Consider the following 14353-nt stretch of genomic DNA (forward strand, 5'->3'; position numbering starts at 1 on the left):
CGGAATTCCTACCCACGCGCCGCGTTCCTCACCCCTCGGACAGGGCCCGTACGTGCGCAAGCGACGACTGCCCCAGAGCCTGCAGGTCGTACCCGCCCTCGAGCGAGGACACAACCCGGCCCTTGGCGCGGCGTCGCGCCACCTCGAGGATGGCCCGCGTCGCCCAGGCGAAGTCGGCCTCCTCCAGGTTCTGGCCCGACTCGCCGATGGGGTCGCGCCGGTGGGCGTCGAACCCGGCCGAGACGATGATCAGGTCCGGCGCGAAGTCGTCCAGCCGCGGCATCAGCGATTCGAAAGCCTTGCGCCAGACTTCGGGTGACGCGTTCGGCGGGGCCACGGCGTTGGCGATGTTGCCGGGCGCGTCCTCCGACGGGTGCCCGGTGCCCGGCCACATCGGCCACTGCTGAATGGAGGCCAGGAACAGCCCCTCCCGGCCTGCGAAGGCCGCCTGGGTGCCGTTGCCGTGGTGGATATCGAAGTCCACGACCGCGACGCGCTCCAGACCGGCGGCCTGGGCCGCCCGCGCGGCGACGGCCACATTGGAAAAGACGCAGAAGCCCATCGGCGTGGCGGGCTCGGCGTGGTGGCCGGGCGGGCGCACGGCGCAGAAGGCCCGGCCGGTCTTGCCCGACGCCACGTCGCGCACCGCGCTGACCACCGCCCCGGCCGCGCGGCGGGCGGCCGCCACGCTGCCGGCCGACATGTAGGTGTCCGGGTCAAGCTCCACGACGCCCTCGCCGGGGTTCAGCGCCAGGATCTGCTCGATGTAGGCGGCAGGATGGACCAGGGCGAGGTCCGCCTCCTCTGCGAGGGGCGCCTCGCGCGCCTCGAGATCGAGGTCCGATGCGTCCTCGAGGGCCGCGATCACCGAGCGCAGGCGCTCGGGCCGCTCCGGGTGCCATTCGCCCGGCCGGTGGTCGAACATGTCGGTATGGGTGTAGAGGGCGAGGGTCATTGTCCCATCCTAATCGAAGTCTCCGCCCAGCGATGCCCGAAGCCACGATCCGTCGCGCCGGCCCCCAGGACGCCGAGGTTCTCGCCGAGATCGGCGCCCGAACCTTCAGCGACACCTTCGCCCATCTCTATCCGCCGGAGGACCTGCGCACCTTCCTCGCCGAGGCCTACGACCTGGAGCGCACCCGCGCCAACTTGACGGACCCGGCCAGGGCGGCCTGGCTCGTGGAAGCGGAGGGGCGTGCGGTGGGCTACGCCGAGGCCGGCCCCTGTGGCCTGCCGCATCCGGAGGTCACGCCCGCCTGCGGCGAGCTCAAGCGCTTCTACCTGGTCAAGGAATGGCAAGGCGGCGGCCTCGGCGGCCGCTTGTTTGCGGAGGTCATCGGCTGGCTGCAGGCGGCCGGCCCTCGCGACGTCTGGATCGGCGTCTGGTCGGAGAACTTCGGCGCCCAGCGCTTCTACGCCCGGCATGGGTTCGACAAGGTCGGTGAGTACGGCTTCGAAGTGGGACAAACAGTCGACCGCGAGTTCATCCTGCGCCGGAGTGGGGTCAGTTTTTCTACTCAGGGGCGCAGCGATGCCCGGGCTCAACACGATTTTGCCTGAATTCATAAGCTTGGCAGCGATTATTGCCGCGATTTAACGAACGACGCTCTTGGCGAGCGGCCCCAGTTTTGGGAACCTCCGTCGCAATCGGCAAGGTTTGCTGGGAGCGTCGGGATGCTGAGGATCGGCTATGTGAGGCTGAGGGACGAGACCTCGGCCGGCGAGACCGCCATGCTGAAGGCCATGGGCTGTCACGTGGTGCGTGCAGAAGAACCGATCCCGCCCGGCGTCGACGAATTCGCCGTCCTCGACTCCATTCTCGATTTCATAGGCCCTGGCGACCAGCTGGTGGTCACCAGACTGGACCACCTCGGCCGCGGCGGCCGCAACGTCTTGGAGGTGGTGGAACGACTGGAGCAGCGTGGCGCCATCCTGTTTGTCACCGAGCCTGAGCTCTCCACCGAAGGCAACGGCGGCCGCGCCCTGAAGGCGGCGCTGCAGGCGGTCGCCGCGCTGGAGCCGCCAGGGCTGGTCCGCCGCCGCCGTCCCGCCGCCGCCGAAGAAATTCGCGAGCTGCAGCAGGCCGGGATTGGGCCGGTGGAGATCGCCCGTCGGCTCGGCGTCTCGCGCATGACCGTCTGGCGCAAGCTGCGGGCCGTCGAAGCCTGAACGCTCTCAAGCTTCGCCGTTCATCGCAGCGTCAGCTTGGCCATGGCTCCTGGGGCGCAGATACAGCCAAGCCTGAAGAGCAGATCGATGTCCCTCCGCCCCCTCGCCGTCGCCGCCGCGGCGCTTTCCCTCGCCGCCTGCGCCACCGCCACCACCGGGACCGCGCCCCTGCCCATGGCGCCGGAGATCGCCGCCCGCAGCCACATCAACGTGGTGCGAATGACGAGCGACTGGGTCAGCGGCAATGCAGACTTCTCCGACACCTTCACCGACTCCGTGCACGAGAACCTCAGCGCCTGCGCCCGCGGCCCGGAGAAGCTCGACCTGCGCCTGCACGTGTCCCGGACCCATCGGGAAGATCGCCTCGTCCAGCTCCTGAGCGGCGGGGGCGAGCACGAGATCGCCGGGGTCGCCGAGTTCGTGGATCCGGCGAATGGCGCGGTGGTCGGCCGCTATCCCATCCATGTGGCGGTGGACGCCGGCGGGCCGATCGAGGCGATCTTCGCCGACCGGCAGCTGATGATCAGCGACGCCTTCGCCACCGAACTCTGCCGGCAGGCGTTCGGGCAAGGATGAAGGCCCTTTCGATCCTGGTGGCCCTTGCCGTGGCCGGCTGCGCCAGCCTCCCCGCGCCGAGACCTACGGCGGCGAACGGAGCATGGACGCTGCAGGCTTCGGCCACGGCCGGCTCGGCGCTGGTCTGGACCGACTCGCGCGGCGAGGGCTTGAGGATCGCCTGCCGTCGCAATCCGGCCGACCTGTGGCTCGCCACGCCGCGGCTGAAGGGGACGCCGGGCGCCGTCTGGCTGGCGACTGGCGGGGACACCTTCCAACTGACCGCCGAAGGGGTCGCGCCGGTGCTCAGCGCGGTCGGCCCTGTGCCCGAGACCCTGCCGTCTGCGATCACAGCGGGTGGCGGCCTTGGCGTGCGTCAGGGACCGCGCGCCCTCGCCTTCCCCTCTCCCGACCCGAAGACTGCGACCGCCTTCGCGATCGCCTGCCGCGGACCGCTCCGGTAAGTCGCGCGCTGGACAACCCGAACCCGCGGCCCCATCCTTCGCGTTCAAACAGTCGTTCGACGCGCGAGACCCGGCATGTTCATGCGCTTCTTCACCGAGCTGCGGCAGGCCCGCGTGCCGGTCACCCTCAAAGAGTACCTCATGCTCATGGAGGGGCTCGACAAGGGGGTGATCGACCGGTCGGTTGACGACTTCTACTACCTGTCCCGCGCCGCCCTGGTGAAGGACGAGAAGAATATCGACAAGTTCGACCAGGTGTTCGGCCACGTGTTCAAGGGGCTGGAGCGGGTCGAGGACGGCATCACCGCCGACATTCCGGCCGAGTGGCTGAAGAAGATCTCCGAGAAGTTCCTCACCGAGGAGGAGAAGGCGCAGATCGAAGCCATGGGCGGCTTCGACAAGCTCATGGAGGCGCTTGCCGAGCGCCTGAAGGAGCAGAAGGAGCGTCACGAGGGCGGCAACAAGGCCATCGGCACCGGCGGCACCTCGCCTTTTGGCACCCATGGCTATCACCCCGAGGGCATCCGCATCGGCCAGGAAAAGGGCCGGCACGGTAAGGCGATCAAGGTCTGGGACAAGCGCGAGTACAAGAACCTGGACGACCAGGTCGAGCTCGGCACCCGCAACATCAAGGTCGCCCTGCGGCGCCTCCGAAAGTGGGTCCGCGACGGCGCCGCCGAAGAGCTGGACATGGACGGCACCATCCGCGGTACGGCGGAGAAGGGCTACCTTGACATCCACATGCGCCCAGAGCGCCGAAACAAGATCAGCGTCCTGATCTTCTTCGACATCGGCGGCTCCATGGATTCGCACATCAAGGTCTGCGAGGAGCTGTTCAGCGCCGCGCGCGCCGAGTTCAAGAACATGGAGTTCTACTACTTCCACAACTGCCTTTACGAGGCCGTGTGGAAGGACAATCGCCGCCGGCACGCCGAGAAGATCCCGACCTGGGACGTGCTCCACAAGTTCCCGCACGACTACAAGGTGATCTTCGTGGGCGACGCGACCATGAGCCCCTACGAGATCACCTATCCGGGCGGCTCGGTGGAGCACTGGAACGAGGAGGCCGGCGCCATCTGGCTCGACCGGGTCAGCCAGATCTACGAGCACGTGGTCTGGCTGAACCCTACGGCCGAGCGCCACTGGGACTACACGCCGTCGATCGGCGTCATCAAGCAGCTGGTGAACGACCGTATGTTCCCGCTCACCCTCGACGGGCTGGAAAAGGCGATGAAGGAGCTCGCTCGCTGAGGTTGCGGCGTTTGTGACGGTTCCCAAACGGTCTAGTCTCGTGGAAAGACTGCAGGGATTCGCATGACCGATCCCCTCCTCCACGATCCCGCCGCCACCGACGAGGCGCAGGCCGCCACCAAACAGGCGGTGTTCAACGCCGCCGAGCGGCTGTTCGCCCTGCACGGCTTCCAGAACGTCTCGGTGCGCGACATCACCGCCGAGGCGGGCGTCAACCTAGCGTCGGTGAACTATCACTTCGGCTCCAAGGACGCCCTGCTCTTCGAGATCTTCCGCCGCCGCACCAGCGAGTTGAACCGCGAGCGGGCGCGGATGCTGCACGAGGCGAACGACCGCCACCACGGCAAGCCGCCGGTTCGCGACATCCTGGAGGCCTACTTCGCCCCGCCGCTTCGCTGGGCCGCTCCGGACAACGACCGCCGGATCTCGGTGCAGTTCATCATCCGGGCCCGATCCGAAGGCACGGAGCAGATGCGCGAGGCGCTGCGCAACGACGTCAGCCACCTGGAACGCTTCGCTGGCGCCCTCATCGCGGCGCGCCCCGACCTGCCCCGTGAGGAAGTCTACTGGCGGCTGCACTTCTGCCTGGGCATGGTGCACAACAACCGCTTCGCTGAGTTCGACCGGCTGCATCACCTCTCCGGGGGCATCACCCGCGAGGCCGACGTTCAGGCCCTCCTGCAGCGCATGCTGGACTTCGCCGAAGCCGGCTTCCTCGCCTAGGTGCGGCGGCTCGTCCTCAGCGCGAGCGCCCTCCGCTTCTTCGACTCCTTCCTGCTGATCGTCCCGTTCTACACGGTGATGTTCGCCGAGCGCGGCCTGACGCCGACCCAGATCGGCGTGGTGCTGGCGTCCTGGTCCGTCATGGGGCTGCTGCTGGAAGTGCCTTGCGGGGTGCTGGCCGACCGGACCTCCCGGCGCGGCCTGCTGGCCGTGGCCCAGCTGGTCCGCTGCGCAGGCTTCTTCGTCTGGCTCGCCTTCCCGAACTTCTGGGGCTTCCTCCTCGGGCTGATGCTGTGGGGCCTGAAGAGCGCCACCTTCAATGGGGCCTTCGAGGCCGTCATCTACGACGAACTGAAGGCCCTCGGGCGCGAGGCCGAGTACGCGCGGGTGATGGGCCGCGCCCAGGCCGGCAGGGCGGCCGGGGTGCTCGGCGCCTCCCTCGCCGCCGCGCCCGTGGCCGCGCGAGGCTACGAGGTGCTGATCCTGGCCAGCGCCGCCGCCGGCGTCTTCGCCGTGGTCGCCGCGCTCAGCCTTCCCAAGGCCCCGAAGGCCGCGGTCGCCGCGCGCTGGGGTTACTTCAGCCACCTGCGTGAGGGCGTGGCGCAGGCCGCCAGCCTGCCCGGCGTGCCGCACCTGCTGCTGTTCATCGCCGCCATGCAGGCGGTGGTGATGTCCTGCGCCGACTACTGGCCGCTGTTCGCCCGCGACGTGGGCCTGCCCAAGCCGGGCATCGCCCTGTTCATGGCGGCGGTGGGGGCGGTGGGGGCCACCTCCGCCGTGCTCGCCCACCGGGCGGGGCGCCTGCCGATGGGCGCGCTCTACCTGCTGCTGATCCTGGGCGGCGGCTTCATGCTGGCCGGAGCCCTGACCTACGAGCGCTGGTCGGTGGTTCTGCCCATGGCGTTCGTCGGCCTCTATTGGCTGGTGGACGTGAACGCCGACGCCCGGTTTCAGCACGCCCTGCGGCCGGAGACCCGCGCCACAGTCGCATCGGTCAAGGGCCTCGCCATGCAGGGCGCCACCGCCCTGCTCATGCTCGGATGGGGCGTCCTCGCCGACGTCACCGCCTACCGGGTGACCTTCGGGGCGGCCGGCGTGGCCGCCATGCTCGTGGGCGCCGGCTTCGGCGCAGCGGCCTTCCTCCGCCGGCCGATTGCGGCTAGAGCGCAGCCATGAAGATCGTCACCGATGCGCGGACCTTCCGCGCCGATCGCGCCTGGGGCGCCCGCGACCTGGCCGAGATCGAAGGCGCGACCGTGCGCCTCCACTGGACCGACCAGCCCTACCGCTGGCACGTCAACGACGGGGCCGAGGTCTTCCTCGTGCTCGAGGGCGAGGTGGAGATGCGCTACCGGCAGGGCGGCCAGGAGAAGGCGGTGCGGCTCGGGCCGGCCGACATGTTCATCGCCGAGGTTGGCGACGAGCACGTCGCCCACCCGCAGGGTGAGGCGCGGATCCTCGTCGTGGAGCGCAAGGGCTCGGTCTAGTCCTCGGCGGCGCCCGCCTCGGCCTGGCCCGGCGGGCGGATGTTGTAGGCCGCGAGCGCCGAGCGGCAGTCCTCCTTTTCGCGGGCGTACCAGGCGCTGCTGTTCAGCCCGTCGCGGGCGTCGCCGTAGGCGATCGCCACCATTTTCGCCTTGACGCACATGCCCAGCATGTCGCCGCGTTGCCGCGCCTGTTCGTAGTCGCCCAGCGCCGCCTGCACCCGCGTCTGATGGGCCTTCTGGGCGTAGCCGCCGGAGACCTGGGCGCAACCCGCGAGGGAGATGGCGAGGAAGAGGAGAGGCAGCTTCATGGCGGGGCGCTCCAGGTATACCGCGGAGCTTAGCTCAGAAGCCCTCCTGGACCACCACGGCGGTGACCGGCGCCCGGCGGAACAGGACGCCGCGGTAGCGGACGCCGCCCTCCTCCTCGGCGGTCTCGCCCTGCGCCAGGGCGAGGAACTCCTCCCACCGGTCCTCAGGCATCAGCAGGACGAGGTCGTGCAGATCCGGGGCGTAGGCCTCGATCTCGCGATCGGCCTCCTCGCGGATGTCGCGGACGTCGGACTTGGCGGGGTCAGTCTGATCGAGATGGCTGGGATGGGGCTGTTCCATTGGGGTCCTTTCAGGCGGCGAGGCTCCAGGCGAACTTCAGGTCCTCGACGAACATGCGGTAGCCCTTGGCCTTGGCCTCGGCGTCGGGCACGCGGAGCAGGTAGGAGGGGTGGTAGGTGACGACGCCCTGCGCCTGGTCGGGCAGCTGGAGCGCCTGCTGCCGGAACTTGGCCACCGGCATGGTCTTGCCGAACACCGACAGGCTGGCCGAGCCGCCCAGGGCGACGATCACCCGCGGCCGGACGATCCGGCGCTCATTGTCCAGCCACCAGCGGCAGGCGGAGATCTCGCCCGCGTCCGGGTTCCTGTGGATGCGGCGCTTGCCGCGCAGCTCGTGCTTGAAGTGCTTGACGGCGTTGGTGACGAAGGTCTCGCCGCGGGGCACGCCCGCTTCGGCCAGAGCCTTGTCCAGCACCTGGCCGGCTGGTCCGACGAAGGGCTTGCCGGCCAGGTCCTCGTGGTCGCCGGGCTGCTCGCCGACGAACATCAGCCGCGCCTTCTGAGGGCCCTCGCCGCCCACGCCCTGGGTGCCGCACTTCCAGAGGTCGCAGCGGCGGCAGGCCTGCACGCCGGCCCAGACCTCCTCGAGGGTGGTGGGCGCCACGCCGTCATAGGGGGCGTCGCGGCTGGCCCGCTGGGCCGCGCGGACAATGCGGCGGCTGGGTTCTGAGGGGGCCTGGGTGACCATGGCTTCCGTCTGGGCCTCGGCGCGGGCGATCAGCTCCGGAATGAGCCGGGCTTCCGGCAGGTTCCGCCAATAGCGCTTGGGCATCTCCTTCTGCATCTGGGCGGTCTTCAGCCGGGCCGGGTTGAAGATCGAGGCGTAGTAGGTCTTCCAGTAGTCCTCGAGCGCGTCTTCGCGAGGCGCGTCGGCGGGGTCGGCGCCCGGGGTGAAGCTCAACTGGCGCGTGTCCCAATGGGCGCATAGGTCTGGACCCAAGATGGAAAAGCGCATGTTCGCGAACCGGCGCGCGAAGAACGGCGCGGTCATCTCGACCACGCGGTGCGCCGGCTCGAACCAGGCGACGTAGATCTCGCCTTCGTCGTCGTGCACCTGCCGAAAGCGGACGAAGGCCTTCATCTTGTGGGCGGCCTGGCTCACCTGCTTGGCGAAGCTGCGGGCCTGGACGACATCCGGGTCGGAGGCGATGCGCAGCAGGTTCGGCTCGCGCTGCAGGCGCCACAGCAGGCGGTAGAGCAGGGCAAAGCGGGCGTCCGACCGGTGCAGGATGACCGTGTCGGCAAGTTCCAGGAAGTCGCGTGGCACCGTGAAAGGCGCAACCCCGGGCTGCGGCGCGGGCGCAGCCTCGCCGAACAGGTCGCCCTCCCCGTCGACGGTCCACAGCGTGTCCTCCGGAGCCACGCCGCGGGTCCGCAGGGCGCGGGCCGCGTCGCGCCATCCAGCGACATCCGTCTCGCTGGCGAGGCGGACGACCTGCATCAGAAGAGGCTCAGCTGCTGGGGCGCGGGCTCGGGCGCGACCCGCTGGCGGAGGTTCGCGCTGTCGGTGAGCGCGCCTGGCCGCCAGTCCGCGGTGACGATGAACGGCTTCAGCTTCTCGAGGCCGCGGGACAGCCGCCGCACGTCTTCCAGGGTGAGCTGCTTGAAGCGGCGCACGTCGATCAGCCGGTCGACGGCCTTGACGCCCAGGCCGGGCACCCGGAGCAGGCGCTCGCGGTCGGCCACGTTGACGTCCACCGGGAACTCGCCGCGGTTCTTCAGCGCCCAGGCGAGCTTCGGGTCGATGGCGAGGTCGAGATCCTCCCCCTCCCCAATGATCTCGGCTCGCTCGAAGCCGTAGAAGCGCATCAGCCAATCGGCCTGGTAGAGCCGGTGCTCGCGAACCAGCGGCGGCCGAATGACCGGAAGCTTGGCGGTGGAGTCCGGGATTGGCGAGAAGGCCGAGTAGTAGACCCGGCGCAGGCGGTAGGCGCCGTAGAGCGTCTCGCTGCGCTTGAGGATCTCGCCGTCACTGGCGGCGTCCGCGCCCACGATCATCTGGGTGGACTGGCCGGCTGGGGCGAACTTCGGCGCCTTTGCCTTGATCGCCTTGTCCTTGCCGGCTTCCACGCCTAGGCGGACCGCGCCCATAGCCTTTTTGATGCCGACGACGTCCTTCTCCGGCGCGAACCGCTCGAGGCTCTCGTCCTTCGGCAGCTCGATGTTGATCGACACCCGGTCGGCGTAGAGGCCGGCCTCGTTGACCAGGGCCGGCGAGGCCTCGGGGATGACCTTCAGGTGGATATAGCCGCGGAAGTCGTGGACCTCGCGCAGCGTCTTCGCCACCAGGACCAACTGCTCCATGGTGTAGTCGGCGTCGCGGATGATCCCCGACGAGAGGAACAGCCCCTCGATGTAGTTGCGCTTGTAGAAGCCGAGGGTCAGGTCGACGACCTCGTCCACCGAAAACCGCGCCCGCGGTGTGTTCGAACTGACCCGGTTCACGCAGTAGGCGCAGTCGTAGATGCAGAAGTTGGTCAGCAGGATCTTGAGCAGGCTAATGCAGCGCCCGTCCGGCGCATAGGCGTGACAGATGCCCATGCCTTCGGTTGAGCCCACCCCCTTGCCGCCGCGAGAGTCGCGCTTGCTGCTGCCCGAGGAGGCGCAGGACGCATCGTATTTCGCCGCGTCGGAGAGGATGGCCAGCTTGCGCTTGAGGTCGAGGACGGCCATGGACCCAATGTAGGGTTCCACCTTTGTTCTGTCCACTGCGGCCGAATGGAACCCGGGGCCAAACAGGCGGTTCCGGCAGGCATGACCCGCCTCTCCATCCGGCACGAGACGCTCTACACCTATGAGCGTCCGGTGAGCTTCGCGCCGCACCGGCTGCTGGTGCGGCCGCGGGACAGCCACGCCATCCGGGTCGTGGATGCCCTGCTGACCGTTTCCCCGCCCGGCGAGATGCGCTGGATGTACGACGCGCTCGGCAACTCGGTGTGCAGCTTCACCCCTCAGGGCGAGAGCACGTCGCTGTCGATCGTCAGCGAGCTGGTGATCGAGCGCTATCCGGCTCCGCTGGCCAAGCTGCAGGTGGCCGATCCGCAGACCGCCAACCCGATCGTCTACGCGCCCGCTGACCGCGCCGTGCTGGCCCCCTTCATCGAGCCCGTGACGGAGGACCCCGACGGCGCCCTGCTGGAGTGGCTGCGGGCGCGGGCCGGCGGGACCTATGAGCCGGCGCTGAACTTCCTGCTGCGGCTCAACCGGACAATCCACGCCGAGTTCGAGTACCAGTGGCGCGACATCGGCGGCGCGCAGGAGCCCAGCCACACCGTGCAGCTGGGCTCAGGCACCTGCCGCGACTTCGCCTGGCTGATGGTGGAGGCGCTGCGGAGGCTGGGCTATGCGGCCCGCTTCGTCACCGGCTACCTCTACTCCCCCGGCCATGACGGCGTCCGCGGGGCCGGCGCGACCCACGCCTGGTGCGAGGTCTTCCTGCCGGAGCTGGGCTGGACCGAGTTTGACCCTACCAATGCGCTGGCCGAAAGCGCCGACCTGATCCCGGTGGCCGTGGCCCGCACTCCGGCCGAGGCCGCGCCGATCTCCGGCGCGATCTTTGGCGACGGCGGGGAGTCGAACCTCACCGTCGAGGTCGATGTACGCCCGGCCGACCCCCTTCCCGCCGCGGCCTGAGCGATCCGGTCGGGTCGAGGCGGGGCCTTAGGTCCTTCCCGGCCAAGCCGATTAGCCAATGATCGGTTCCGCCCGGCGTTGACGGGCTAGTGCAGAGGCATGGCGCCGAGGTTCGCCAGCGGCAAACGACACACGTTGCTGCGTGGTCTGTCGGCGCCGAGCATCGAAAGCTGAACCATGAACGTTTTCGCCCTCTTCATGTCCGCCCTGGCCGTACTGTTCGGTCAGAGCGACAACCAGGAGGCTCGCCGGGCTCCGCCGCCGTCGCACAGTGCGCCGTCGGGCCAGCCTCACGGCGCGCCAGCACCCGGCTTGGTCGCGAGCGCTCCCGCGGCTCTCGCAACGCTGGGGGCGCTGGGCCTGATCGGAGCCGCCAGGCTGCGTCGCCGCAAGCCCCCCCTCGGATGACAAGGACTAGCTGATCAAGGGCGGCGTTCTCGCTCCCCACTGGCGGCTCATGAGGGCCTGCGGCCTCGCCAGTAGTTGCTCCAGCTCGCTGTGGCGGCGACGTTGCAGCCAGGCGGCTCCGCGATCACAAGCATCTCCCGCATTCGGCTGTCGTCGCTCAGCCCTATGGACGCCAGCAGCGGACGCCACAGGCGCCGCATAAATACGGCGCGCCGATCCGGCCGCTCGCCGACCCAGTCGCTGTAGGCGTAGATGGTGCGCCCGCCGGGCGCGGCGAGGTTCAGGAGCGCCGCGCGCGGCGTGAAGCTCGGCGGCACGACCGCAACCCTCAAGGGTTCCGGGCAACCCTCGACCCGCAGCTCGTAGATGGGCTCGCTCGCGAGAACGACTTGCGGGGCGGCCGACGCCGGGAACGTCGAGGTGAGCCGTCGAGCGATCTCGGAGCCGGGTTGGAGACCCGCCGGGCGCGCCTGCCAGGCGTTCGCAGCGGCCGCGACGAGCAGCAGGGCGGCCAGACCGCGGAAGATCCAGCTCATCGTCTGCCGGCCAGGCGGGTGCCGATCGCGCTGATGAGCACGGCGGCCGTCGACGCGAGAGCGCCGTAGATCCCCACGCCCGCGCCGTCGTGCCAGAACAGATACGACGAATAGGACTGCGCCATCGCGAAGATCCGGCCGACGTTCAGCAGGATCTGCACCGCACAGATCAGGCAGATGACCCACAGATCCCCGCGGCGCCATTCGGCCCGCTCAAGCCGGCTCACGCTGACGTAGCACAGGAGCGCGAGGGACACGTTGCTGAAGCTGGAGCAGCCTTCCTCCACCACGATGCTGAACGTCGAGCTCGTCGCGATGATGTTGCCGGTCCACGTCGCCCCTGGAACGAACAGCTGCGTCGCCCAACCGACGAGCGTCGCATCGACCTTCACGATCTCCGGCCCGATCGCCGCGAAGAGCACCTTGCTCCACAGCTGGTGCCCGGCGAGGGCCAGCAACACGGCGCCCGCCGCTCGCGCGTGAACGTCACGCGAGGCGAGGACCATCAGCGAGAGCAGGGTGAGCGCGACGCCGGCGGAGTGCTCCGGACCAAAGGCCGCCAGCACGGTCGCGGCGAAAGCCCCGCCAAGGGTGAGCGGATCGGCGGCCACGGGGGCGGAACGGGTGAGGCGCATGGCGGCGGCGAAGAAGGCCAGACCGTCGAACAGGGCGAAGCGCTCTGCGCCTTCGTACCGGAAATAGTTGCGCACCAGGAAGCTGATCGCCGCTGCGGCGAGCGCCCACAGAAGCGCCTCGCGACGGTCAAGGCCGCCACGTGGAGCAACACCCGGCGGGAGAGTGACATCCGCCGCGTGGCGCCTGTCGGTGGGCTCGCTCATCGCTAAAGCATACAGCAAAGACCTGCAGCCGCATCGTGAGGCGATGGTCCCGCCTTCGCCGGGGCAGGCGACGGCCGCCGTGTTTGCGCTGGCGACCTGCGTTTCGCGGCTTCCCGGGCCCGCGCGGACTCTGTTAGACCGGTCTCATTGATTTTGACGTTTTCGTAAAAGGGGGCCGCGGGGCGGGCTTCAGTCGGCGCGCGGCGATTTCATTTTGGACGCCAAGGCTGACGCGCCGGACGTCGCGCCCGCGGACTCGCAAGGGTCGGGCGATGACGACCTTCCCGCCCGAGAGGCGGCCTACGAGAAGTTCGTCTGGGACAACCTGAGGCGCAACTACCTCGGCAACTACCTGCACGGCATGCTCGGAATGACCGGCTTCCGGCTGGTCAACGCCCCCACCTTCCTGCCCGCCTACCTGTTCGCCATCTCAGGATCGAACGCCATCGTCGGCCTCGGCCTGGCGCTGCAGCAGGTGGGCGGGGTGATCTCGCCGATCTTTGGCGCCACCAAGATCGAGCACCGCACCAAGGTGATGCCGGCGGCCCTGTGGATGGGCGGCCTGGCGCGGATGGCGATCCTGGGGATCGCGCTGGCGGGCTGGTTCCTGCCCAACGACCCGATCCGCTACAGCCTGGGTCCGCTGGGCGAGTGGATCACCCGCCCCCGCGTGGCCGCGATCCTGGGCTTCATGCTGATGTTCGGCATCTTCATGGGCGCCCAGCGAGTGGTGTTCTCGATGCTCATGGCCAAGGTGATCCCGATCAGCCGGCGCGGCCGCCTGCAGGCCTGGCGCAACGCCACCGGGGGGTTGATCGCCGCGGCGCTGGCCTATTTCGCCGGACGTTGGTTCATCGACGCGAACCTGTTCGGCAACGGCTATTCGACAACCTTCGTCTTCGCCTTTTTCCTGACCAGCGCCGGCCTCTGGGCGCTGCAGCTCCTGTTGAAGGAGCCTGAGCCGCCGACCACCCGGGAGCAGGGCCGCTTTCGCGACCGCATCCACGACTTCCCGCGGCTGATCCGCCAGGACAAGAGCTACGGCGCCTTCGTGCTGACCCAGATGCTGGCGACCTCGGCGCGGATCGCCACCCCGTTCTACATCATCTACGTGGGCTCGAAGATCGGCCTCGACGGCAAGACGCTGGGCCTGCTGTCGCTGGCCTACCTCGGGGCCGACACCGTCTCGAACCTGGTCTGGGGCTACCTCGGCGACAAGACCGGCTTCCGGCTGGTGCTGCTGGTCTCGCTGCTGGGCTGGATCGCAGCCACGGTTCTGCTGATGTCGCTGCACGACATCGGGCCGATCTTCATCGCCTTCTGCGGCCTGGGCGCAGCGCAGTCCGGCTACATGATGGCCGCCCAGACCATGATCCTGGAGTTCGGCAGCCGCGACGAGTTGCCCATGCGGATCGCGGTCTCGGCCACGGCCGAGAGCATCACCGCCACGGCGGGACCGCTGATCGGCGGGCTCATGGCCGAGGCGCTGGGCTACAACGTGGTGTTCGGCGCCTCGCTGGGCTTCCTGGCGCTGGCTCTCCTGCTGCTGCTGGTCGCGGTGAAGGAGCCCCGGACGGCCCGACTGCAGGCGCTCTGACGAGAGAAAGTTCGCGGCGCCGTGTCGGGACGGGCGTAGGCTCCGCGTCCTTGGGGCGAGCTAACCGCCGCAAAGACGCACA

General features: G+C 69.2%; 17 protein-coding genes. 10 read left to right on the forward strand and 7 right to left on the reverse strand.

The window, feature by feature from the left end:
• Positions 1 to 28: 28 nt before the first annotated feature.
• On the reverse strand, positions 29 to 955 hold the full coding sequence (locus tag VIL67_RS11800; RefSeq protein ID WP_332049093.1) for a histone deacetylase family protein: 927 nt from the start codon (positions 953 to 955) through the stop codon (positions 29 to 31).
• A 32-nt stretch (positions 956 to 987) separates the two neighbouring features.
• Here VIL67_RS11800 and VIL67_RS11805 point away from each other — a divergent pair, with 32 nt between their 5' ends.
• The 8 genes from VIL67_RS11805 (at position 988) to VIL67_RS11840 (ending at position 6649) form a co-directional block, all read left to right on the forward strand.
• Entirely contained in the window at positions 988 to 1560 is a 573-nt protein-coding gene (locus VIL67_RS11805) for a GNAT family N-acetyltransferase (RefSeq protein WP_332049094.1), read from the forward strand.
• 114 nt (positions 1561 to 1674) lie between these two features.
• Positions 1675 to 2169: a recombinase family protein gene (locus VIL67_RS11810; protein WP_332049095.1), complete on the forward strand. Its 495-nt coding sequence runs from the start codon at positions 1675 to 1677 to the stop codon at positions 2167 to 2169.
• Positions 2170 to 2256: 87 nt separating this feature from the next.
• Entirely contained in the window at positions 2257 to 2745 is a 489-nt protein-coding gene (locus tag VIL67_RS11815) for a hypothetical protein (protein WP_332049096.1), read from the forward strand.
• A complete protein-coding gene (locus tag VIL67_RS11820; RefSeq protein ID WP_332049097.1) occupies positions 2742 to 3188 on the forward strand; it encodes a hypothetical protein in 447 nt (148 codons plus the stop codon). The genes VIL67_RS11815 and VIL67_RS11820 overlap by 4 nt, the downstream gene beginning before the upstream one ends.
• A 75-nt stretch (positions 3189 to 3263) precedes the next feature.
• A complete protein-coding gene (locus VIL67_RS11825; protein WP_332049098.1) occupies positions 3264 to 4439 on the forward strand; it encodes a vWA domain-containing protein in 1176 nt (391 codons plus the stop codon).
• Positions 4440 to 4502: 63 nt separating this feature from the next.
• On the forward strand, positions 4503 to 5162 hold the full coding sequence (locus VIL67_RS11830; RefSeq protein ID WP_332049099.1) for a TetR/AcrR family transcriptional regulator: 660 nt from the start codon (positions 4503 to 4505) through the stop codon (positions 5160 to 5162).
• Positions 5163 to 6338 carry an MFS transporter gene (locus tag VIL67_RS11835; protein ID WP_332049100.1) on the forward strand — a complete coding sequence of 392 codons (1176 nt, stop codon included), beginning with the start codon at positions 5163 to 5165 and terminating at the stop codon, positions 6336 to 6338.
• On the forward strand, positions 6335 to 6649 hold the full coding sequence (locus VIL67_RS11840) for a cupin domain-containing protein (protein ID WP_332049101.1): 315 nt from the start codon (positions 6335 to 6337) through the stop codon (positions 6647 to 6649). Before VIL67_RS11835 ends, VIL67_RS11840 begins: the two co-directional genes overlap by 4 nt.
• Here the strand turns inward: VIL67_RS11840 and VIL67_RS11845 are convergent.
• From VIL67_RS11845 to VIL67_RS11860, 4 genes are read right to left on the reverse strand one after another with little or no spacing between them, the layout of a single operon-like run.
• A complete protein-coding gene (locus tag VIL67_RS11845) occupies positions 6646 to 6957 on the reverse strand; it encodes a hypothetical protein (RefSeq protein WP_332049102.1) in 312 nt (103 codons plus the stop codon). The two genes, VIL67_RS11840 and VIL67_RS11845, sit on opposite strands and share 4 nt — an antisense overlap.
• A gap of 34 nt (positions 6958 to 6991) precedes the next feature.
• Positions 6992 to 7258, reverse strand: a complete 267-nt coding sequence (locus VIL67_RS11850) for a hypothetical protein (protein ID WP_332049103.1) — start codon at positions 7256 to 7258, stop codon at positions 6992 to 6994.
• Positions 7259 to 7268: 10 nt separating this feature from the next.
• A complete protein-coding gene (locus VIL67_RS11855; protein WP_332049104.1) occupies positions 7269 to 8699 on the reverse strand; it encodes a UdgX family uracil-DNA binding protein in 1431 nt (476 codons plus the stop codon).
• Positions 8699 to 9931 (reverse strand): putative DNA modification/repair radical SAM protein, encoded by a 1233-nt coding sequence (locus tag VIL67_RS11860; protein WP_332049467.1) that lies wholly within the window; start codon positions 9929 to 9931, stop codon positions 8699 to 8701. Before VIL67_RS11860 ends, VIL67_RS11855 begins: the two co-directional genes overlap by 1 nt.
• Before the next feature lie 81 nt (positions 9932 to 10012).
• On the opposite strand from VIL67_RS11860, the gene VIL67_RS11865 reads away from it, so the two are divergent.
• Positions 10013 to 10891, forward strand: a complete 879-nt coding sequence (locus VIL67_RS11865) for a transglutaminase family protein (RefSeq protein WP_332049105.1) — start codon at positions 10013 to 10015, stop codon at positions 10889 to 10891.
• Positions 10892 to 11346: 455 nt separating this feature from the next.
• Here VIL67_RS11865 and VIL67_RS11870 read toward each other — a convergent pair whose 3' ends face one another.
• Both VIL67_RS11870 and VIL67_RS11875 read right to left on the reverse strand, forming a co-directional pair.
• Positions 11347 to 11835 carry a hypothetical protein gene (locus VIL67_RS11870; protein ID WP_332049106.1) on the reverse strand — a complete coding sequence of 163 codons (489 nt, stop codon included), beginning with the start codon at positions 11833 to 11835 and terminating at the stop codon, positions 11347 to 11349.
• Positions 11832 to 12674 (reverse strand): hypothetical protein, encoded by an 843-nt coding sequence (locus VIL67_RS11875; protein ID WP_332049107.1) that lies wholly within the window; start codon positions 12672 to 12674, stop codon positions 11832 to 11834. Before VIL67_RS11875 ends, VIL67_RS11870 begins: the two co-directional genes overlap by 4 nt.
• A 214-nt stretch (positions 12675 to 12888) precedes the next feature.
• Here VIL67_RS11875 and VIL67_RS11880 point away from each other — a divergent pair, with 214 nt between their 5' ends.
• Entirely contained in the window at positions 12889 to 14271 is a 1383-nt protein-coding gene (locus VIL67_RS11880; protein WP_332049108.1) for an MFS transporter, read from the forward strand.
• The last annotated feature ends 82 nt before the right edge of the window (positions 14272 to 14353 follow it).

Origin of the sequence: Phenylobacterium sp., assembly GCF_036563385.1 — a bacterium.
Taxonomy (GTDB): domain Bacteria; phylum Pseudomonadota; class Alphaproteobacteria; order Caulobacterales; family Caulobacteraceae; genus Phenylobacterium.

What these genes read in the sequence shown, in the direction of transcription:
- VIL67_RS11810 (WP_332049095.1), top strand. Translation starts at nt 1,675, where the DNA reads ATGCTGAGGATCGGCTATGTGAGGCTGAGGGACGAGACCTCGGCCGGC.
- VIL67_RS11865 (WP_332049105.1), top strand. Translation starts at nt 10,013, where the DNA reads ATGACCCGCCTCTCCATCCGGCACGAGACGCTCTACACCTATGAGCGT.
- VIL67_RS11830 (WP_332049099.1), top strand. Translation starts at nt 4,503, where the DNA reads ATGACCGATCCCCTCCTCCACGATCCCGCCGCCACCGACGAGGCGCAG.
- VIL67_RS11845 (WP_332049102.1), bottom strand. Translation starts at nt 6,957, where the DNA reads ATGAAGCTGCCTCTCCTCTTCCTCGCCATCTCCCTCGCGGGTTGCGCC.
- VIL67_RS11840 (WP_332049101.1), top strand. Translation starts at nt 6,335, where the DNA reads ATGAAGATCGTCACCGATGCGCGGACCTTCCGCGCCGATCGCGCCTGG.
- VIL67_RS11805 (WP_332049094.1), top strand. Translation starts at nt 988, where the DNA reads ATGCCCGAAGCCACGATCCGTCGCGCCGGCCCCCAGGACGCCGAGGTT.
- VIL67_RS11815 (WP_332049096.1), top strand. Translation starts at nt 2,257, where the DNA reads ATGTCCCTCCGCCCCCTCGCCGTCGCCGCCGCGGCGCTTTCCCTCGCC.
- VIL67_RS11825 (WP_332049098.1), top strand. Translation starts at nt 3,264, where the DNA reads ATGTTCATGCGCTTCTTCACCGAGCTGCGGCAGGCCCGCGTGCCGGTC.
- VIL67_RS11875 (WP_332049107.1), bottom strand. Translation starts at nt 12,674, where the DNA reads ATGAGCGAGCCCACCGACAGGCGCCACGCGGCGGATGTCACTCTCCCG.
- VIL67_RS11855 (WP_332049104.1), bottom strand. Translation starts at nt 8,699, where the DNA reads ATGCAGGTCGTCCGCCTCGCCAGCGAGACGGATGTCGCTGGATGGCGC.
- VIL67_RS11850 (WP_332049103.1), bottom strand. Translation starts at nt 7,258, where the DNA reads ATGGAACAGCCCCATCCCAGCCATCTCGATCAGACTGACCCCGCCAAG.
- VIL67_RS11860 (WP_332049467.1), bottom strand. Translation starts at nt 9,931, where the DNA reads ATGGCCGTCCTCGACCTCAAGCGCAAGCTGGCCATCCTCTCCGACGCG.
- VIL67_RS11800 (WP_332049093.1), bottom strand. Translation starts at nt 955, where the DNA reads ATGACCCTCGCCCTCTACACCCATACCGACATGTTCGACCACCGGCCG.
- VIL67_RS11820 (WP_332049097.1), top strand. Translation starts at nt 2,742, where the DNA reads ATGAAGGCCCTTTCGATCCTGGTGGCCCTTGCCGTGGCCGGCTGCGCC.
- VIL67_RS11870 (WP_332049106.1), bottom strand. Translation starts at nt 11,835, where the DNA reads ATGAGCTGGATCTTCCGCGGTCTGGCCGCCCTGCTGCTCGTCGCGGCC.